Here is a 22,952-nt window from a genome sequence, read left to right as displayed (position 1 = left end):
TATCTCCTTGGTACCTAACGGAAGTGAGTACAGAGTGGGCGCGGACTTTGGGTAGACCCTCGCAGTGCGCCACCGGGCTGAGGGGTCTCAAACAGTTACCAACTAGATGGTAGGTTATCTACTAACTAGTTGGTAGATAAATAATCGAAATTGACGATTTACTGACCTTTGGTGTGGCACCCGGATCGGTTGGTTGCCGGTGTCTGGCGTTTCGTAAAGCGGCTGTTCGTGCCGTGTCGGTGGGCTTGCAACGAGGAAAACGGCGGCCGGCTTAACAATAAGTGGGCAGTTTCAAGGGTGGCTCGGGGAGTCGTTTCGCCGTCTTCGCTTCACTCGTTGATGCATCAGATTCCCCCAAGCCTTGGGGTGGAACGCTTCAACTCTATTGAGGATGGGCCGGGGTTCGATCAATGAGTGAGTAGCCAGTGTCGGTACTTGCTCTACAGGCATTTCAGATTTTTGACGCTGGTCTGCATAGATTGTTCGATGCGTCACAAAACCGCCAAAAAATCGTCCTCAAACGAAAAATACAACGGTTTTTCAAACGATGTTTCGGGTTTTTCACACGATTTTTCACACGATTTGCCCGTAGCTTGCTCGCTTCCCGATCCTGGGTGATTGCTGTCCGGCGTGTCTGGATCAATCGCAGGCATCTCTAAAACTATAGGTAATTCAATCAATTATCGGGTTGTCAGGCATCCAGTGCCGTTGCGACTGGCGTCTTGAGGAACACGATTGCCGTTTGAAAAGGTTTATACGATATGACGTTCAAGTTGTTTAAACGCAGTGCACTGGCACTGGCAATATCCGGTTCCGCCGTAGCGCCCTTGGTTGCCAAGGCCGATACGGTATTGGATACCGCAACCCCGGTGTTCACCGTTAGGACTGCAACTACCGGTTTCACCATCAGTGGTTTTGATGTGCAGGCATTACCCAACGGTGATGTGGCGGTGGTCTGGACCGAGAGCAACACCGCCACCGGCCAGTTGGATCGCTTGCTGTTGCGAACCTTTGACCAACAGGGGTTCCCCACGTCCAACGTGGTGGTGCTGGATCAGGAAGATGCCTCCATTGCCGAGCGTTTCCAGTCACCGTCGGTCGCCACCGCTCAGGATGGCACTTTGGTGATTGGCTGGGAGTTGGCGAAAAGCGCCCAGACCAGCCAGCGATGCGGCAACCCAGGCGATGATCTGCGCGTTGTTCGCGTCATTCCGCCCTATACGGGCTTGAGCACCTTCTCATTGCAGATGCCGTCTTCCCTGGGTACGTCACCTTGCGCGGTTCAGGTGGAAATAGATAACGACGGTGACTTCCTGGTCAGTTGGGCGGATGAGCTGCCGGGCGAAGTGTACAACCTGAATATCATGACCTTTGTGGCGAATACCATTCAGGCGTCCAGTGCGCGCACCGTTGTTGAAAGTGCCGAAGAAATTGGCAGCTGGGCGATGCAGGACAACGGCACCTTGCTGCTGGGTTGGCTTCGGGATGGCGACGCAATCGGCCAGCGCTACGATTTTCAATTGAATCGCTTTGGTTCCGAAGTGGAGCTGGACGCCGGTTTCAGCCAGGGCTCCGCTCGATTCCTGCAAGTGGAAACCGATGCGGATGATGGCTTTGTCGCCTTCTGGGCGCAACAGGCAACGGCCAATGTGCAGCGTTGGAAATCGGATCTATCCCAAGGTGAAGCGTTGGAGTTGGAGAGCCTTGCTAACGACGGCTCCATCAGCTCCGACCGGCCCAGCCTGGCAGCGGACAGCGACGGCAACCTGTTGGCGGCCTGGACTCTGAACCGGACCGGAACTTCAGAGCAGCAAGTGTTTGTTGGCAGTTTCGATGCCGCCAATGAAGCCATTGATGATGTCGCTGAACTGGACGAACCCGGTTCAAACACTGGGGTTCGCGTGGCGTTGAACGACGAGGTGGGGGCCGCTGTCTGGTTGGCCAGTTCGACCCGGTTGGATGCCCATATCATCGCGCCGTTGTTGGGGCGGTCGATCATCGAATCGGAAAAGAGCAGTCCGGAGGACAACTCGACTGACAATGCTCCGCCCGACGCAGGTTCAGTGGGTTGGTTGGGTATTTTGATGTCGTTGGTACTGGCGGGAGCGCGGCGTTTGCGTCGCGCCTGATCGGCGAACGGTGACTGCCAACGGACTCAGTTGAGGGGCATCGGTAATGCAGTTACATGCGTCCGATGCAAAAAAATGTGGCAACTGAGTCCGGTTGCATCCGGTATTTCGTCAAGGTCTGAGTTACCTGATTTTATTTCTCACAACATTTGAAATTTATAACAACAGTGCACCAGCAATATGTAAGGGATCTTACTCACTATGAATACAGTTTTGTTTCAACGCAGTTTATTGGCGGCGGCAATTTCAAGCGCGGTCGTGTTGCCGAACGCGGCTTGGAGCGGCAGCTTACTGGATGGAGCCAGCGCTGTTGTGGAGCTTCGAACGGCGGCTGAAGGCTATCAGATCAGTGGCTTCGATATGGTGGCGTTACCAGGCGGGTCAACTGCGTTGGTGTGGGTAGAACATAAATTTGGTTTTGATGAGGGAGAAGCCGACCGGGTTTTGATGCAGCAAATCAGTGCTACCGGTCAACTGTTAGGTTCAGTGCAGGTGTTGGCGGAAAGCGCAACGGAGACGTTTGAATTTCCCACCGTCGCTGGGGATCAAAATGGGAATCTGGCCGTTGCCTGGACGGTTAAAAACACACCTGATGCCAGCTTTTTTACTTGCTCCGCTGAGTCAGACAGCATTCGTGGTTTGACCCTGGCACCACCGTACACCACCAGCGCCGACCTGGCGTTGCCCGACGACCAAGGCTTCAGTCCTTGTAGCCCGAAACTCGCCATGGATGACGATGGTGATTTTGTCTTGGTTTGGAGCAGTGAAAGTTTCGGCAATTTTGATCTGAACCTGCGGACTTTCCAGGCCGGTGGTGTGCCATTTAAAACCAAATTGGGATTACAAACCGAGATAAATTCCTTTGCCCGGCTGGCATTGCAGGACAACCAGACCATGTTGTTGAGTTGGATCGAATCCGGCACGGTTCTTGGACAGCGTCTGGACCTGCAATTGAATGCTGTTGACTCGTTTGCAAACCCGAACGCGGCGATTTTTGCATTGGATGGCGACAATTTTGGCAGCGCAGATTTTACCGATTTCAATTTGACCGCAGACAGTGGCGGAGGCTTTGCGGTAACCCTGACCCGAGGTGGCGTCGACTCAACCAGCGTCAGTCAAATGGTGCAACGTTGGAAAGCGGATAGAAGCGAAGGCGACAGCGTTACCGTTATTACCGAAACGGGCGGTTCGATAAACGCTACCGTGCCTCAGATCGCGTCTGACAGCGCTGGCAATCTTCTGACTTTGTGGAATTACTCGGACAGATTAGATGTCGATAAAGAGGTCATTGTTGTCGCGGCGCTGGACAGATCCAGCCAGCCATTGGCCGAAGGCAGTGTGGTGTTGGCGAACCTCAGTGGCACCGCTGCACAAGGCCCGTTTTTAGCCATGAATGATGATGTTATTGCGGTCAGTTGGATAGCTAACGGTGGTGCCACCATCGAGGCGCGTTTCCTCGCCCCCCTGACGGAGCTGCCCAGCCCCGTTATCCAGGGGGAGTCGGATGTGTCCGGTGAAACGGAAGTGCCGAATTTGGCCGGCAATTCAAGTTTGCAAAACCCGTCGGAGGCCGATATCGCCGGTGCGTTTAGTCATTGGCTGATGGCGATGTTAGCTGCTGTTTTTGGGTTCAGTCGCTTGGTTCGTCAGCGTCTGCTTGGCCGTTTTTGGTTCACTAATATCTGACGTAATTAATTGATTGAGTTAATTCATGACTGGCGTATCCGAGCGACAGCTAACCATCGTCTGTCAGCCAGATGCATGAATTTTTATGCCCAAGAACAGTAAGAAAGAATTGAGAGATTTTGATGAATACACCATTAAAAAATAGCCATGGAACTGTCGGTCGGGGATTGAAACGCAATATTTTGGCACTGGCCATCAGTGCGGCCGCGGCCGGGAATGCAGTGGCGGCGTTGCCGGTCGACAGCGATATCCATTTTGATCTTGAGCTTGAAGCAAACCGGACGCTGCACGGTTTCGATATGACCCCCTTGCCCAATGGTCAGTTCGCTATTGTTTGGGCGGAAGAGGAGGCCGGTAACGGTGGGCGAATTCAATTGCAGCGGTTCGACAGCCTTGGTGCCGCGGTGGGCGAGCGGTTGGAAGTATATCGGCACTCAAGCGCGACCGATTTTCCTACACGACCGGCAATAGCCGCCAGTGAACAGGGGCAGATGGTGGTTGCCTGGTCCATCAGCGGGAATCAAGCTGAATGCAATGATGAAACGGATTTGATGGTTCGGACCATCAGCCCGGTGGATGCGCTGACATCCGTTAGTGTGCCAGCCGTGAGTGTGCCCTGTAGCGTCGATGTGGCCATGGACGCCGATGGCGATTTCGCCCTGTTATGGGGGGATGGTGATAACCGCAATGATATGCCGTTGAAGATACAAACCTATCTTGCTGATGGCAGTAAAGCGATGGCATCACCAATACAGGTCGCAAATTCGTATAGGGACGGCAGCCTGGCCATGGACGCCGATGGTCGTTTAATGGTGGCCTGGGCCGCAGAAGTGCCGCCAATCAAAGAATTGGACGGGCTCGATTTCAGCACCATTGTCGTTGGGCAACGCTACGACTTATTTGGCAATGCTCTGGGTACCGATTTCCGGCTCGATAACAATGTAAATGGTGGCTTCGGAATACAGCTTCGGCCTGGCTTGAGCTTGGATGCCGATCAGGGCCTGGTGGTAGCTTGGGGGGAGTATGACCCTACCAAAAAAGGCGACATCGATATGCCGGTCGAGATCAGCATGCGTGGCCAACGTTGGAAAGCCGATGGATCTGTCGGGGAGACGCTGGACATTGGTTTCAATGACTTGAAGGACGTTCTTGAAGATGGCTCCGCCAACACGGCTATGTTTTCAATGCCCAGCCTGGGCAGCGACAGTGAAGGCAACCTCCTGGTGGCCTGGTCCCAGGATCCCGGCCCTTATAACCCGTCCCTGGCTCAGTTCACCGCTTTCGACGGCGACAGCCAACTGATCGGCGAGCGGCAAAATAATTTCGGTGATATGGAGTTGCCCCAAATTGGTCTCGCTGATATGAACGCTGGCCGTGTTGCTGTCAGTGATGACCTTCGCGCCATAGCCTTTGCCAAGGATGAGCAGACCGTGAGTGTGCGAATGTTGCACGACGACACCCTGGCCGCCCCCGATGCCACAGGGGGAATAGACCTGGAAAATAGTAGCCTGGGAGAGTTGGATACAACGGATGGTGTGAACGATGCCAGTGGCATCAACACGGTTGGCGGTACTGTTCATCCCTCTCTGTTGCTGTTGACTGCATTCCTGTCGTTGTTCCGGCGAAAAGGAAAACGTGTGAATCAAGGACGGGGCGTCGATGAATAATCCAGTGAGAGACGCGGATAAAACCGCGGCCTGAAGGCTCCAGCGCAATATCCTGGTGTTGATGCTCCATGCAGCAACGGTCGGTTATATCCCGATCGCCTTGTTGGATGAAAGCGACGCCCGTTCCAAGCTTAAGCTGGAAGGCAACAGGGCATTGTGCGGCGGTTAGCGAGCGTTAATGGGCATTAGGCGGCGTCGAGTTCGACAAATCGACGCCGCCAGATACTTTAAGGCTCAGCGTTCGCTACTGAGCTAAACTGCGGGCGATTAATGAATTATGCGTCGTGACGAATTCCGAAACGTTTTTCCTGAATTGGGCATTGCTGCTTCCTAAACCCAACTAAACGGAATAACTGTTTCCAATAAAACTGACCAGTCAGCCAGCAAATCCAACAATTTGTCCCAAGCCGATAATCCTATTTCTCAAACACCACAATTAAATATCCGCCTGACCCCCAAACTTCATCCTAAAATAAACAACTAAAACAAACAGTTACAAACCCATCCAAAGACCATTTCTAAACCCGCTTGTTTTATCTGTCCGAACATGGCCTGAACCCCACTACCAAGCCGCTCTACCACCGATCAGTGATAGAAAAAGACCACCGTTTGAATATCCACCATTTGGTCGGTTTTTTCCGTTGCCGATCTGGCTTTAAGCTGTCAAGCTGAATTGTGAAATAAGTCAAAATTTATTTTCTGAAAATGCCAACTAGTAGCGGAAATTAAAGGATATCCGCGATTCGAAGGGGAGTTGCTGGCCAATGAGTTGGCGTGGAAAAGGCCGTTTTGCACCGCCGGCTCGGGTTGTTGCGTGCGGTCTTTTGGTTGGCCTGGCAGGACTGGTTGGATTGGCAGGAAGCGTATGGGCGGAGGAATCGCCAGAGCCCTTGCCCGATCGGGTCCAGCCCGGTGCGGTACGCAACGACACCCTACCACGCATCCCCCCCGAATCTGCAACCCCGCTGCTGGAAATTCCGCCGGTTGTCGAACGGCCTTTGGCCGTTGACGAAGGCGAGCGCATTCAGGTGTCGCGCTTTGAATTGGTGAACGCGCGCGATCTGCCGCAGTACGGCATTGTGCTGGCGGAATTGGAAGCCCTGGTGGAAGCGGCTCGGTTGGAGCGGCCACAGGGGTTCACCATTGGCCAGTTGGAGGCGGTGACGGAGCGCATCGCCAATTATTACCGAGCACGCGGTTTGATTCTGGCGCAGGCGATTTTGCCGGTTCAGACGGTGACGGAGGGAGTCGTGAAGCTTGAGGTCTTAGAGGGTCGCCTGGGGCGGGTGTTGGCCGAAGGCAACAGCCTGTATTCCGAGGCCACGCTGCAGCGTCCGTTTGAGCAATTGCTGGGCGAGCCGGTGAGCCAGCAGGCGGCGGAATCGGCCTTGTTGGTGCTGACCGATTACCCCGGTCTGACGGCATTTGGCATGTTTCAACCGGGGCAGCGTGTGGGTGAAACCAACATGCTGATCCGCGTGCCGAACGAAGAACGCTTTAACACCTCGGTGCGCCTCGACAACCACGGCTCCGACACCACCGGCCTGTGGCGCGGCCGCGTCAGCGGGCAATGGAACAATGTGTCGGGCCATGCCGATCAGTTGGGCCTGACGTTGCAGCATTCTGTGCTGCCGGCGAACAGTCTGTTTGGCGAGCTGGATTACAACATCATCTGGGATCGTTATTGGCGCGCCGGCGCTTACGCCAACCGCAACAGTTTTTCCGTCGGTGGCGACTTCGAGAATCTGGATATTTCTGGTGTGTCGACTCAGGTCGGCTTGTCCGGCGAGCGTATCTGGCAGCGCAGCCGTGAACGCAACCTGTCGAACAGTGTCGAGCTGGCGCTCAAGCAAGCGACCACCGACCGCTTCGGCAGCCAGGCCAACGTCGACCAACTGACCACCTTGACGCTGGGTGTCGATTACGACTCGGTCGATACCCGCTTCAGCGGTTTGAATTACGCCGGCGTGGAAGTGTCGACGGGCTTCAACAATTTGCTCGGCGCCATGGGCGACAGCGCCGCCGATCTGCCCAGCAGCGATCGCCCCAGCCGCCGTGGCGGTTCCGGTGATTACGCCGCCGGCAGCTTCGTTAAAGGATTGGTGTTTTATTCGCGTCTACAGAACCTGAATGCGTCGTCTTCGTTACTGGCGCGGACCGAATTCCAGTATTCGCCGTCGCTGTTGGTGCCGATGGAGCAATACGCCGTCGGCGGTGCCGATCACGTGCGTGGTTTCCCCGGTTCCTACGCGCTGTACGACACCGGCGGTTTGTTCTCGCTCGAGTATTTCGTGCAGGCGCCCTTTATTGGTGACGACCCGGCCTTTGGTGGCTGGCGCTGGCGCGAACTGCTGCAGCTGACGGTGTTTTACGACCACAGTATCGGCCAGAAGAACGACCCGCTGCTGAGTGAAGTGGACGGCTTGTTTCAATTATCGACGCTGGGCGTCGGTGTGCGTTTTGGTATTCCTGACCAACTGACGTCGCGTCTGCAATTTGCGCTGCCGTTGGCGGATGAAAGTGGAAACGACGAAGAGGCACAGCCGCGGCTGTGGTTAGACCTTGCCTGGAATTTCTAATCGCCCCAAGTTCGCCTATAAGGCGCTGGCCGCGGCTATTTTAGCTGCGACGGCGGCTATTGGGCGTGCGAGTCCGGTGGGCGGTCAGGTAACAGCAGGCGACGGCAGCATTGCACAGCCCGACGCCAACACCACCAACGTGCAACAGAATTCCGACCAGTTGGTGATTGAGTGGCAGGGTTTTGATGTCGACACCGATGAATCGGTCAACTTCTTCCAGCCGTCGTCCAGTTCGGTGGTGCTCAACCAGATTCTGAACGGCAGCGTCAGCGTGATTCAGGGCCAGATCAACGCCAACGGACAGGTGATTCTGGTCAACCCCAACGGCGTGTATTTCAGCAGCACGGCGCAGCTCAGTGTTGGCTCATTGGTGGCATCAGGCCATGCCATTTCGACCGAAGATTTCCTCAACGGCGATTGGGTATTTGAGCGCGAGGACGGCACCGACGGCAGCGTCGTCAACCATGGCACCATTCAGGCCGCCAACGGTGGCAGCGTGACCTTGTTGGGCAGCCGGGTGGAAAACACCGGCTACATCATCGCCCACGCCGGACGCATCAATTTAGCCGTGGGTGACCGCATCGCGCTCGATTTCGACGGCGATGGTCTGATGCGCTTCACCATCGACGAAAAACTGCTGGCCAATCTGAGCGGCGCCGACAGCGCGATTCTCAACAGCGGCGAACTGCTCGCCAATGGCGGCACCATCGTGCTCGAAGGCCGGGTGGCGCAAGACATCTTCTCTCAAGTGGTCAATAACGAAGGCATCATCAAGGCCGGCCGTATTGAGAACAACGGTGGCGTGATCAGCCTGGTGGGCAGCGGCGGTGCCAACAGTTCGGTGGTCAACACCGGCCAGATTGACGCTTCCGCGCTCGACGCCGACAGCGACGGCGGCAACATCACATTGCACGCCGAAGACTCAACGTTGCTGGTCGAAGACGGCAGCCAGATCCTCGCCAGCTCCTCCGGCCAGCAAGGCGGGCAGGTGCATCTGTTGGGCGACCAGATTGCGTTAACTGGCGAGGTGAGCGTCGATGCCAGCGGCGAACTCGGCGGCGGAGAGATTCTGATTGGCGGCGACTACCAGGGTAAGAACGCCGACATTCCCAACGCGCAAAAAGTGATCGTCGGTTCGCAAGTGAATTTGAACGCCGACGCCAAACGGCTCGGCGACGGCGGCCGCATCATCGTTTGGGCCGACGATTGGACGCGCTTTGGCGGCAACCTGTCGGCGCGCGGCGGAGCCGAAGGTGGCGACGGCGGTTTTGCCGAAGTGTCTGGCAAACAGAACCTGGCGTTTTATGGCCTGGCGGATTTAAGCGCCGCCTTTGGCAAATTCGGTGTGCTGCTGCTCGACCCGACCAACATCAACATCGTGGCCGGCGCGGGTTCGGACGATATCGAACTGACCAACAGCGGCGACGTATTGTTTGGCGATGGTGCCGGCGATTTCGAAATTGGTACCGACACCATCAACACTCAGACGGCCAATGTCGTATTGCAGGCATCCAACGACATCACCCAGGCCATTGGCGCCGACATCAACATCGCCAACGCCGGCACCAGCATCACCTTGCAGGCTGGCAATGACATCGAACTGAACGCCGGCATTACCACCAACGGCGGCAACATCACACTGCAAGCCGATTCAGACGACAACAATTCCGGCTCACTCTCGGTGTCAACCGCAGGCCTGACCAGTGTTGGTGGCAACATCGATTTATCGGGCCATATGATCACCACCGCTGGGACCATAGACGCCTCCGGTGGGGCTGGAGCAGGCACGGTTATCATGGCCGCTGGCGGTGGTATTTCGCTGGGTGCTGATGTGACGTCCGGTGGTGCTCAGACGTACAGCAACGCAGTCGCGCTCAGCGATTCACTCACCTTGCAAGGCTCGACCATTCACTTCGGCGGCCTGGTCGCCGGCAACAGCAATGGCCTCGACATCAATGGCGATCTGGATCTGGACGGTACACTCAGTGGCGTCGCGGATCTCAGTGTGTCTGGTGCTTCTGATCTGAGTGCCAATGTCAGTACCACTGGTACTCAGACTTATACCGGCGCAGTCACTTTGAGCAGTGATGTCACTTTGACGACGACCGACGACCAAATCAGTTTTGCCAGTGCGATCAACGGTGATAGCGACGGCGGCAATGGCAAAGAGTCGTTAACCCTGTCTGCAGGAACAGGCCCCGTTATTTTTGGCAACGCGGTAGGCAGCACCGACAGTCTGGAATTCCTGAACATCACTGGCACGGGTTCGACTCAGTTAACAGGCAATGTCACCACCGAGGGTGCCCAAACCTACGGTGGCGCAGTCACGCTGAATGCCGACGTTACCCTTCAAACCACCGACAGCGACATTACCTTCAGCGCAACGGTCGACGGCGACAGCGATTCCGGTGATGGCGAAGAATCGTTGACGCTCACCACGGGTACGGGTGCGGTCATCTTCGGCGATGCTGTCGGCGGCACCGACAGCCTGGAGTCCTTGAGCGTCACCAGTGCTACCGCTGCAACTGAGCTGGGTGGCAATGTCACCACTGACGGCGCACAAACCTACGCCGGCGCGGTTGTCTTGAACGCCGACGTCACACTCCAGACCACCGACAGCGACATTACCTTCAGCGCAACGGTCGACGGTGACAGCGATTCCGGTGATGGCGAAGAATCCCTGACGCTGACAACCGGAACTGGCGCTGTGACGTTCAGTGGCGCGGTCGGTGGTACCGACAGCTTGCAATTCCTGGACATCACCAGCGCAACGGGTTCGGTCAATTTGGGCGCTGATGTCAGCACCGAAGGGGCTCAAACCTACGGCGGCGCGGTGACCTTGACGAACAATGTGGCCCTGAATGCGGACGAGGATGACATTCTGTTTTCGTCCAGCATCAGTGGCAGCACACATGCATTAACGATTGATGCTGGTTCAGGCATTGGTACCGTCACCTTTGGCGACGATGCCAGTGGTGTCGAAGATGAATCGGTCACGGTGGGCAGCCTGTCGGTCACCGCGAGTTCCATCGCGCTGAACGATAACGTCACCACCGACAATAACGGGACCGGCACCCAAACCTACACCGGCGCGGTCACGCTCAATCAGGGCGTGGAACTGCAAACCGACGACAGCAATATCACTTTCACCAGCACCGTCAATGGCAATGGCGCGGGCGGCAAAGAATCGCTGACTTTGACCACCGGCACTGGCACATCAATCTTCCAGGGCGAGGTTGGTGGCAGTGACAGTCTGGCGAGTTTGACGGTGAACAACGCCGCCAGCATAGGCGCCAACATCAACACCGATGGCGCGCAAACCTATTCCGGCACAGTGACGCTGACCAATGACGTTACCCTGGATGCCGATGACGACGACATTCTGTTTGCCGCCAACGTCAGCGGCAGCGGCCATGCATTAACTGTGGATGCCGGGGCGGCCAGCGGTTCGGTCACCTTCGGAGACGACGCCAGCGGTGTCGACGATGAGTCGGTATCGGTTGGCAGTCTGGCCGTGACTGCTAATGCAATCACGTTGAACGACAACGTCAGCACCGACACAGATGCCACAGGAAGCCAAACCTACACCGGCGCTGTGACGTTGAATCAGGATGTGTCGCTGCAAACCACCAACAGCGACATTACCTTCAGCAACACCATCAATGGCAACAGCGCCGGTGACAAAGAATCGCTGACGCTCACCACCGGGACCGGTACGTCCATCTTCCAAGGCATCGTCGGTGGCAGTGACAGCCTGGCAAGTCTGACAGTGAACAACGCCGCCAGCCTGGGTGCGGACATCAGCACAGACGGCACCCAAACCTACAGCGGTGCGGTGACACTCACTAATGGTGTCGCGCTGAGCGCTGCCGACGATGACATCACCTTTGCAAGCACGGTTGATGGCGACAGCGCCGGTGGCAAAGAGTCGCTGACGCTGACCACCGGAACCGGCACGGCCATCTTCCAAGGCATTGTCGGGGGCGGCGACAGCCTGGCGAGTTTGACGGTGAACAACGCTGCCAGCCTGGGTGCCAATATCAGCACCGAAGGCGCGCAAACCTACAACGCTGCCGTGACGCTGACGAACAACGTCACGCTGGATGCAAACGACGACGACATTCTGTTCGCTTCCGCCGTCAGTGACGGTGGCAACAGCCACACCTTGACTGTGGACGCGGGTGAAACCAGCGGCTCGGTCACCTTTGGCAACGACGCCAGCGGCGTCGAAGACGAATCGGTCAGCGTCGCCGCTTTGTCGGTCACCGCAAATGCCATCGCACTGAACGACAACGTCACCACGGCGGGCGCGCAATCCTACACCGGCGCGGTGACGCTGAATCAGGATGTCGCGCTGAATACCACGAACAGCAACATCGGCGTTGTCGGTTCCATCAACAGCGAAGCCAGTGAAGAAAATACTCTGACGCTGAACGCGGGCAGCGGCACGGTGACGCTGAACGGTGCCGTCGGCACCGGCACCAATGGCGCTTTGGGCAGTTTGACCGTCAGCGATTCGAACACGGCTACGGTGCTCGGTGGCAACGTCACGACTACGGGCGCACAGAGTTACGCCGGTACGGTCACACTGGCGGAAACCGTCGCGTTGACGACCACCAACAGCGCCATCAGTTTTGACAACGCCATCAACAGTGAAGCCAGCGAAGCCAATGCGCTGACACTCAACGCTGGCACCGGTGCCGTCACATTGGGCAATGTCGGTTTGGGTGCCAATGGTGCCTTGGGCAGTTTGGATATTAATGCGGCGGGCGGTTCGATTGATCTGGGTGGCAACATCACCACCACCGGCACGCAGCAATACACCGGCGCCGTGACGCTGTCGGAAAACGTCACGCTCAATACCACCGACAGCGCGGTCGGTTTTGACAACAGCGTCGACAGCGAAGCCAGTGCGGCGCATACGCTGACCGTGAATGCTGGCACCGGCACAGTGACCTTGAGCGGCGTCGTCGGTGGCGGCGTTGATGGTGAACTGGGCGGTCTGACCATCACCGGTGCCGACGGTGCCATTGTGCTGGGCGGTAACGTCACCACCAGTGGTGATCAACTCTACGCGGGCGATGTCACGTTAAACGACAACCTCACGCTGACCACCACAAGCGCGAGCGCAGGCGACATCGATTTTGGCGGCACAGTGAACGGCTTCACCGGTGACGCCGACAGTGAATCGTTAACGCTGGTCGCCGATGGCGACGTGAGTTTTGCCGATGTCGTCGGCGGTACCGAAATGGGTGGCCTGGACGTAACCGCCAACGCCATCGACTTGGGTGGCAACGTCACCACCAGCGGCAACCAGCATTACGTGGGCGAGGTGAATCTGACCAGCAACCTCACGCTGGCGACCAATAACAACAGCGACATTCATTTTGAAGACACGCTGAATGGCGCGCACTCACTGACCTTGAGCGCCGGCACCGGCGTGGTCAGCTTCGACGACACGGTCGGCGGCACCGCCACCCTGACCAGCCTGAGCATTAACAGCGGCAACAGCACGATCAACATCGGTGGCAACGTATCAACCACCAACAGTCAGTTGTACAGCGGCGCGGTCACACTGACGAACAACGCAACCTTCAGCTCCAGCAACGGCAACATCACCTTCAACAACACGGTGAGTGGTGACGATGGTTCGCAATCGCTGACCTTGTCGAACGCGAGCGGTACCGCAATTTTTGCCGATGCCATCAGTAATCTCGCCAGCGTCACTGCCAACCATGCGGTCAGTCTGGCGGGCGATGTCACCACCAGTGGCAACCAGAGTTATGTCGGCGCAGTGACCTTGAATGACGACGTCACGCTGGAAACCACCAGCAACGGCAGCGTTACCTTTTCGGGTGCGGTCAATGGCAACAACAACGCTGGTGACGGTGAAGAATCGCTGACACTGACCACTGGAACCGGCGCGGTCATATTTAATTCATCGGTTGGCAACATCGATGCGCTGGAATTCCTGGACGTGACCAGTTCAAACAGCGCGGTCACATTGGGTGGCAACGTCACCACCGACGGCGATCAGAACTACGCGGGCAACGTCACACTCACTAATAACGTGACGTTGACGACAACAGCCGCGAGCAACGGCAACATTGATTTTGGCGGCACCGTCAACGGCTTTACCGGCGACGCCGACGGTGAATCGTTAACGCTGGTGGCCGACGGCGATGTCAGCTTTGCGGGCGTTGTGGGCGGCATCGAACTGGGTGGTCTGGATGTCAGCGCGAATGCCATTGCACTGGGCGACAACGTAACGACCAGTGGCAATCAACGTTACGACGGCGCAGTGACGTTGAATCAGGACCTCACGCTGGAAACCACCAGCAACGGCAACATCACCTTCACCAGTGCCAGCACCGTGAATGGCAACGGCGGTGGCGCCAAAGATTCACTGACGCTCAGTACCGGAACCGGCACCGTCACCCTGAATGGCGTGATGGGCAACACCGACAGTCTGGCGAGTCTGAATGTCACCAGCGCCGACAGCTCGGTCAGCATCGGCAGCAGCGCCATCACCACCGAAGGCAGCCAGATTTACAGCGGCGTTGTGACGCTGACCGATAGCGCGGCGCTCACATCCAACAATGGCAACATTACCTTCAGCGAAACCGTCGATGGCGACGACGGCACCCAGTCGCTGACGTTATCGACCGCCAACGGCACCGCCATCTTTGCCGATGCGGTCGCCGATCTGGCCAGCTTGACCGCTAACCATGCGGTCAGTCTGGCAGGCAATGTCACCACCAGCGGTAACCAAAGTTACGGCGGCGCCGTCACACTGAACGACAGCCTGACACTGCAAACCACCAGCAACGGCAGCATCACCTTTGACGGCACCGTGAACGGCAACGGCAATGCAGGCGACGGCAAAGAAGCGCTGACGCTGAATACAGGAACCGGCGCAGTGGCCTTCAATGCCGCCGTAGGCAATATTGACAGCCTGGCGTCGCTGAACCTCGCCAGCGCCACTGGGTCAATCACCCTGGGTGGCAACGTCAGCACTGTAAACGCCCAGACCTACGGCGGTAACGTCACGCTGGATAACGATGTCACGCTGCAAACAAGCAACAGCAACATCAGTTTCAACGGCACTGTGAATGGCAACAGCGCCGGTGATAAAGAAGCGCTGACGCTGACCACCGGAAGCGGCGCGGTTACCTTCAGTGCTGACGTCGGCGATAGCGATAGCCTGGAATTTTTGAACGTCACCAGTGCAACCGGTTCAACCAACCTGGGCGGCAACGTCACCACCGCAGGCGCTCAAACCTACGCCGGCACGGTGGCATTGGACGGCGGCATTACCCTGACCGGCACACAGGTGAATTTCACCAATGCGGTGGCCGGCGATGGCGACGACAGCCTGAGCATTGACGCAGCGCTGAATTTGGACAGCAGCCTGAGCGGCATCACCACCCTGAGCGTGAGCGGCACGTCCAACCTGGCGGGCAATGTCACTTCCAGCGGTGCGCAGTCTTATACCGGTGCCGTGACCTTGGACAGCGACGTTACGCTGCAAACCAGCGACGATGACATCACCTTCACCAGCACGGTGAATGGCAACGGGGCTGGCGACAAAGAATCGCTGACGCTGACGACCGGAACCGGCGCGGTCGTGTTCGGTTCAGCGGTTGGCAATACCGACAGCCTCGAATTCGTGAACGTCACCAGTGCGACCGGCTCGACCCAGCTGGGCGGCAACGTCACCACCACAGGCACACAAACCTACAGCGGCGCCGTCACCCTGACCGACGCCGTTGCCCTGCAAACCACCAACAGCGCTATCAACTTCGGTTCAACGCTCAACGGCAGCCAGACCTTCAGCGCCAACGCTGGCTCCGGTACCGTGACCTTCGCCAATACCGTGGGCAACAGCGCGGCGCTGACCAGCCTGGCGGTGACCGGCGCTACCATTCAGTTGGGTGGAAACGTCACGACGTCCGGTGTGCAAACCTACACCGGCGCGTTGTCGTTGACTGGCGACGTTGACCTCACCACCATTAATAACAACATCACTTTCAGCAGCAACCTGGCCGGCAACAGCCACAGCCTGGGCATCGATGTTGGCAGCGGTAATTTCAGTTATCAGCAACTCGTCGGTTTGCAGAATCTGACCATCACCGAAGACGACATTCTGATCGACAAGAACATTACGACCACCGGCAGCCAGACCTACAACGGAGAAGTCACCTTATCCGGCGCGCGTGATCTGGACGGCAGCCTGATTCAGTTCAACGACATCGTGACTGGCGATAACACCAATGGCCTGACCATCACCGGCGATCTGAATCTGCAAGGTGCGATGACCAACGTCGCCAGCCTGGACGTCACCGGTGAATCCACTTTGGCCGCCAGCGTTACCACCAGCGGCAGCCAGACATACCAAGATGCCGTCGCCATCAACGGCAGCGCCACCCTGACCAGCGCTAACAGCGACATCATTTTTGAAGACACGCTCGACGGCCCCGGTGCGCTGACACTGACCGCCAACAATGGCAGCATCAATTTCGGCGGCGCTGTCGGTGCGGGCAGCGCCTTAGCCAGCCTGACCATCAACGCCGACGACATCGACCTGAGTCACAACATCACCACCAGCGGCAGCCAGAGCTACAACGGTGTCGCAACCTTGGGTGCCAACGTCAGCCTGAGCACAAGCAACAGCGACATCACCTTCAGCGAAACCCTGAGCGGCAGCCACACTCTGACGCTGAATGCTGGCAGTGGCGATGTCGAGTTTGGTGACACGGTTTCGCTGACCAGCCTGACCGCGACCGGCGACAGCATCACGCTGAACGCCAATGTCACCACCTCGGGCAGCCAGACTTACAACGGCGCGGTCGTGCTGAACAACACCCTGGAACTCACCACCACCAACAGTGATATCAGCATCAATGGCAGCGTGGATGGCCTGGGTGTGGGTGCACAGTCACTAACGTTCGATACCGGCAGCAACGGCAATATTCTGGTGACCGGCGCCATTGGTGCCACAACGCAACTGGCGAACCTGGACATCGATAACGCCAACAACAGCACTTTTAACAGCACCATCTCGCTGGCGAATAATTTCACTCAAACCCTGGGTAACGGCACAACCACTCTGGGTGGCGCCATCGCGGCCGACAACATCAGCCTGACGGTGAACGGCCTGACGCTGAACAACATCAGCCTTAACACCAGTGCTACCAACGGCAACATCACCTTGAATGTGGACGATCTGCTGACAGTGGGCGGCAGCACCACCATCAATGCCGGTACCGGTACCGTTTCACTGGCACCTTCCACCGCAAGCAACACCGTACACATCTGCCGCGACACCACCTGCGTTGGCAGCTTCGACACCACTTACGATCTGGGCGATCTTTCAATCACCGCCCAGACCATTCAGTTTGGCCGCAACACCCACAGCGGGGTGATCACCCTCGAAGGCATCAACTTCGATTACATCCTGCAGGTGATCAACAACGCCAACATCGTCGTCACCGGCAATCTGGATGGCACCAACGGCGGCGCACTGGTGTTGAATCCGGGCGCCGGCAATGCGTTGCTGCAAGGCGGTCAGGTGCATACCCAGTACCACCAGAACTACAACTCCAACGTCTTGCTGAGTGGCAATTTCTCGTTGTTGAGTGAGGAAGGCGACATCACCATTACCGGAGACCTGAGCAGTGCCACCTCCGGCAACCTGACGCTGAACACCAACTCAGACAGCACGGGTGGCGTTGGCGATATCGTTTTCAGCGGTAGCATCAACAATCTCAATGACCTGACCATTGTCGAAGCGCAAAACGTCAACCTCGGCGGTACCGTCGATATCGATGGCGATTTCGATCTGCAAAATGCCTTGGGTACGCTGACCTTGGTGGACGGCCTGGAACTGACCGCCGCCAACATTGGCCTGAACGCCGACACCATTACGTCCACCAACGCCACGCCGATTGAACTGACCACGCTGAACAACGGCGACATTGATCTGATCACCGACCATCTGACCATTTCTGGCGATCTCAATATGGAAGTCGGTACCGGCACGATCACGCTGGCACCGCAAGACAGCAGCTCGCATCTGGAATTGTGCAGTGGCGCTTCCTGTGCTGGCACGGTGGGTGACGGTGCCGAATACGACATCGGCTCCGGCTTCACCTTCAACGCCGAAGCGCAATTCCAGGTCGGCCAAACCAATCACACCGGCGACATTACGCTGTACGGTTTCTCAGCCAGTTACGATCTGACTCTGGCTAACACCGGTGCGGGTGCCATCACCTTTGATGGCGAATTCGACAGCACCCACAGCCTGACGCTCAGCTCTGGCAGCGGCGGTGTCATCATTGCTGACAACATCACGCTGGGCGGTGATTTGGCGATCACCGCTGACGGCGGCACCGGAACAATTACCCTGGGCGCGGCGACCATCAATACCGACGGTGCCCAGTCGTACACCGGCGCGGTTGAATTGGCCGGCACCACCAGTCTGGTCACTGATAACGCCGACATCGATTTCAGCAGCACCATCGATGGCAATGAAAGCCTGAGCATCAACACCGGCACCGGCGATGTTGATTTTAACGGCGCGGTCGGCGCGACCACGCCGTTGGCGTCGCTGACCGTCAATGGCGGCGACATCACGTTTACCAACATCACCACCAACGGCACCTTGTCGCTGTCGGCGCAGAACACGCTGAATTTTAATCCGGGCACTTCCCTGGACGCCGGCGGCGCGCTGACCCTGGCGGTCAATCAGGCGGGCAGCGCCGCAGGCGTGACGCTGGATCTGAACGGTCTGACGCTTGATGGCAGCAGCATTACTCTGCAAGGCAGCGGTGTTGATCGTCTGCAAGGTTACGACAACGTTGCCAACACCTGGGCCGTTACCGGTAGCACCAGCGGTACCTTGAACAACGCGAGTTTGGCCGTTGGCGCTGGCTTCACCGGCTTTTCGGAACTGCTCGGTGGCGACACCGGCGACACCTTTAACATCAGCGGTGTCTACAACGGCAATCTGATCGGCGGCAGCGGCAACGATCGCTTCAACCGCACCGGCACCGGCCGGGTAACCGGGCAGATCAACGGTGGCGCGGGCAGCAACACTTATGACGTCTCCGGCACCAGCAGCCCGGTGACCTTGGTGTTTGGTCAGGGTTTCAGCAACATCCAGACGCTGCTTGGCAACGGCGATATTTTGCAGGGCAGTGGTTCCACCGCCAGCAACTGGACACTCAGCGGCAACGACAGCGGCACCCTGGGTGTCGGCGCCAGCAACGTCAGTTTCGATGGTTTCAGTCACGTGATCAGCGGGCTGGGCGGCACCAATACCTTTGTCTCCAACGGTCAGTACACCGGCACGGTGGAAATTCGTGGCGGCGACAACCGCTGGCATTACACCGCGGGCAAGAAGTTGACCCAAGGCCAGGTTACCGGCTCGGGCACACTGTTTATCCCGCGTCGCGACAACGGCACTTCGGGCAATATGTCAGTCAGCAACAGCGATCTGTTCCTGCCCAGCTTGACCAGTTTCGTCGGCAATCTGTTCATTGGCGGCGTCATCACGCCGGGCACCTTGCCGCTGAACGCCAATTTCAGCAGCATCGCCATCAACGCCAACCAACTGACGTTGAATAACGTTATCGAGACCGGCGGCAACCTGGTGTTGCTGGCGTCAGAAATAATCCTTACCGGTGCATCCATTAGCAGTGGCGGTGACGTCAGCTTCGTGGCAACCGGTTCCTTCTGCGATGTGTGCAGCGGTTTGAGCGGTTCGGGCAACGTCATCGTTCAGCAGGAAACGCTGGTGGAAGCCGAAGGCGGCCAGATCATTGCCGCCGGTGGTGTCACCCAATCAGACAACCTGATTCTGGACTTCAACGGCGGCGCCTTTGAATTGGCCGTCAGCCAGGAGCAGCAGGAAACCTCGCAACCCAGTGGTTTGTCGAACGCCACCGGTGTGGCGTTGAGCGCCAACACTAACGCCTTCATCAATCGGCTGGGTTTGGAAGTGGTCAGCGTCGCGGTGAACTTCAGCAACCCGGCAGCGGCGGTTTTGGGTGTCCGGGCGATCGAAGTGGTTGACCTGGCGTTGTTCGAAGAAGACCTGACGCTGTTCGGCCGCATGGGCGAAGGTGTGGCGCTGGCGTTTGCCCAGTGTGAAGAAATTGAAGGCTGTACGCCCGATGTAACGGCGGACGAATTGACCGCCTCCATCGACGAATTGCAGCAACGCATCGATCAGCTGGAAAGCGAACTGACCACCACCAGCGATGTCGAACGCCGCGAGCAGATTCAGACCTTGCTGGCTGGCTTCCGGTCGCAGCAGGCGGAGTTCAGCACCTACCGCAGCGATTTGCAGTCGTTCACCGGCTTCGAGGAATTGATGGATGAAGAACTCGGCACCGACCAGGAAATCGACATGGAAGCGGTTGAACGTCAGTTGGCGGTGATCGAAACCATCTACACTCGGGTGCGTTTCCTGGAGAACCTGCAATTCAACACCGAGCGGCGTGAGCATTTTGCCGACGCCACCGGTCTGGATTTGAGCGAAGAGCGTTTGAACGAGATTATTGAAAGCACGCTGGCGGTAGCCGCCCGCGCTGAAGCCCAACTCGAGACCTTGTTGGACTGATGGTCGGATGGCTATGAACCGAATTGCCCATCGCCTGTTGTCTGTCGTGTTGCCGCTTTGGTTAGTCGTCCAAAGCGTGGCGGCGGAAGACGCACCGGCGACCGACGCTTTAGACGCCGAAACGGTGGTGGACGAAGCGGCAGAAGCAGAAGCGCCGGCCACCGATCTGGCAACCGAGCTGCAGTTGCTCGAAGACGTTCAGGCCGGGCTGGCACTGGCACTGGCCGCCTGTGCCGAAGAGGCGTATTGCGTGACCGCGTTGAACGAACAGGAAATGCAGCACATGCGCGACGACCTGGACGCGTTACTGGCCGAGCGCGATATGCCCGAAGACGGCGAGTTGCGGCAGCGGTTTTTGGCCCTGCTCGATGAGCAGGAACAGATGCAACAAAGCGTGGTCCAAGTGATCGCGGATATCGACCGGGATGCCCTGGATGGTGCCTGGTCGGACCAGTTTGAAATTGACGAAATCGTCGTCGGGCCGCAGGTGCCGTTTCCGAATGCGGATGTGCCATTGAGCCGATTTGAAGACCTTAACCAGCCCCTACCCATTGAGTAGGACTCGAACGAAGGAAGCTATTCATGTCTACCCAAACCAAAAAATTAGCCATTCTGTTTGCCGACATCGTGGGCAGCACGCGGCTATATGACAGCCTGGGTGACGAACGCGCACGCAAGATCGTCGCGGTCACTTTGGACATGCTCTCTGAGGTGGTCACTCGCTATCAGGGCACCGTCGTCAAAATGATCGGTGACGAAATCATGTGCACCTTCGATGACGCCGAAATTGCCACCAAGGCCGCCTGCGACATGCAGGAAACCATCGAAGACGCCATCAACGACAACGTAAACGAAGTGCCGGTGACCATCCGCGTCGGCTATCAGTTTGGCCCGTGCGTACTGGAAGACGGCGACGTGCATGGCGATGCCGTTAACGTGGCGGCGCGCATGGCGTCGCAAGCCAAGTCGCGACAAATCATCACCACCGCTGAAACAGTCAAACTGTTGCCGCCGCTGCTGCGCGACAGCGCCCGGGTGGTCGATTACGCCGCCATCAAAGGCAAGGGCGAAATGGAAATTGCCGAAATCATCTGGCAGGAAGAAGACGTTACCCGCATGCAGGTGGACGTTGCGTCTGTGTCGGGCAACCAGGGCCACAGCGCTCAGTTGCAACTGGAATACAACGGCACCCAGATTCAGCTCAGCCACCAGCGCGAATCGGCGGTGTTGGGACGCAGCAACACCTGTGACATTCCGGTCGCCGAAGCGCTGGCGTCGCGTCAGCACGTGCGCATTGAGCTGCGCCGCGACCGCTTTGTGCTGATCGACCAAAGCACCAACGGCACCTACGTTCAGGCCGAAGGCAGCGCTCCGGTTTATGTGCGTCGCGACGAACTGGTGTTGACCGGCAACGGCGTTATCAGTCTGGGCCGCGCGCTCGATAACGATCCACAGGAACTGATCCGGTTCACACTGGAAGGCTGACGCCGCTTTGAGGGGAACAACAGGATGTTTGAAGCAAAGCCCGACGCTCAAGCGCACATCGCCCAATCCAGTGGATTGACCGACCGGGGCCTGGTGCGCCGCGTGAATGAAGACGCTTTTCTCGACTTGCCCAAACAGGGGCTCTGGGTCGTGGCCGATGGCATGGGCGGTCACGACGCCGGCGATGTCGCCAGCCGCATGATCGTTGAAACGCTGCGCACCACGCCGCTGGATGGCCCGCTGGCGCAACGGCTGGATCGCTTGGAAGACGCCGTCGAACAGGTGAACCAGCATCTGCTCAGCCGCAGCTATCACGACGACGGTCGGAAGCACATCATCGGCAGCACCATCGCTATTCTGATTGCGGAAAGCGATCATCTGGGCGCCATTCTGTGGGCCGGTGACAGCCGTATTTACCGGCTGCGCGGTGGCGAACTGGCGCAGTTATCGACCGATCATTCGCAGGTCGAATCCTATGTTCGCCAGGGCATCATCACGCGCGAACAGGCGCGTTCGCACCCGGAGCGCAACATCATCACACGGGCGGTGGGCAGCCAGGACGAGCTGTATCTTGAAGCCGATTTGTGTGAGCTCAACAGTGGCGACCGTTACTTGCTGTGCAGCGACGGTCTGACGCGCCACTTGGAAGATACCGAGATCGCCCGCCTGCTGGCCGAGGGCGAACCCAAGTCGGTGTGCCGACACCTGATCGACCTGACCCTGGAACGGGGTGCCAAAGACAACGTCACCGTCGTTGTCGTCGAGATCAACTAGAGCGAGT

Annotated in this window: 8 protein-coding genes; all 8 read left to right on the top strand. The window is 57.7% G+C overall.

The genetic code is table 11. The annotated features are described in order from the left end of the window. Positions 1-761 precede the first annotated feature (761 nt). Positions 762-2,129, top strand: a complete 1,368-nt coding sequence (locus DW349_RS14610) for a hypothetical protein (protein ID WP_108123930.1) — start codon at positions 762-764, stop codon at positions 2,127-2,129. 201 nt (positions 2,130-2,330) lie between these two features. Continuing rightward, on the top strand, positions 2,331-3,815 hold the full coding sequence (locus tag DW349_RS14605; RefSeq protein ID WP_108123929.1) for a hypothetical protein: 1,485 nt from the start codon (positions 2,331-2,333) through the stop codon (positions 3,813-3,815). 122 nt (positions 3,816-3,937) lie between these two features. Then, the gene (locus DW349_RS14600; protein WP_108123928.1) at positions 3,938-5,482 is read left to right on the top strand and encodes a hypothetical protein; all 1,545 of its coding nucleotides are present in this window, start codon (positions 3,938-3,940) and stop codon (positions 5,480-5,482) included. Positions 5,483-6,372: 890 nt separating this feature from the next. Then, a complete protein-coding gene (locus DW349_RS14595) occupies positions 6,373-8,061 on the top strand; it encodes a ShlB/FhaC/HecB family hemolysin secretion/activation protein (protein ID WP_162824649.1) in 1,689 nt (562 codons plus the stop codon). Next, the gene (locus DW349_RS14590) at positions 8,045-20,686 is read left to right on the top strand and encodes a two-partner secretion domain-containing protein (protein ID WP_108123926.1); all 12,642 of its coding nucleotides are present in this window, start codon (positions 8,045-8,047) and stop codon (positions 20,684-20,686) included. Before DW349_RS14595 ends, DW349_RS14590 begins: the two co-directional genes overlap by 17 nt. Before the next feature lie 13 nt (positions 20,687-20,699). Further along, the gene (locus DW349_RS14585) at positions 20,700-21,245 is read left to right on the top strand and encodes a hypothetical protein (protein WP_157954205.1); all 546 of its coding nucleotides are present in this window, start codon (positions 20,700-20,702) and stop codon (positions 21,243-21,245) included. Between the two features lie 23 nt (positions 21,246-21,268). After that, a complete protein-coding gene (locus DW349_RS14580) occupies positions 21,269-22,171 on the top strand; it encodes an adenylate/guanylate cyclase domain-containing protein (protein WP_108123924.1) in 903 nt (300 codons plus the stop codon). A 24-nt stretch (positions 22,172-22,195) separates the two neighbouring features. Beyond that, positions 22,196-22,945: a PP2C family protein-serine/threonine phosphatase gene (locus DW349_RS14575; protein ID WP_198650393.1), complete on the top strand. Its 750-nt coding sequence runs from the start codon at positions 22,196-22,198 to the stop codon at positions 22,943-22,945. Positions 22,946-22,952: the final 7 nt, after the last annotated feature.

The organism is Saccharospirillum mangrovi, from assembly GCF_003367315.1.
In the GTDB taxonomy this organism is placed as follows: Bacteria; Pseudomonadota; Gammaproteobacteria; order Pseudomonadales; family Natronospirillaceae; genus Saccharospirillum; species Saccharospirillum mangrovi.
This window is presented reverse-complemented; position numbering and strand designations above follow the sequence as displayed.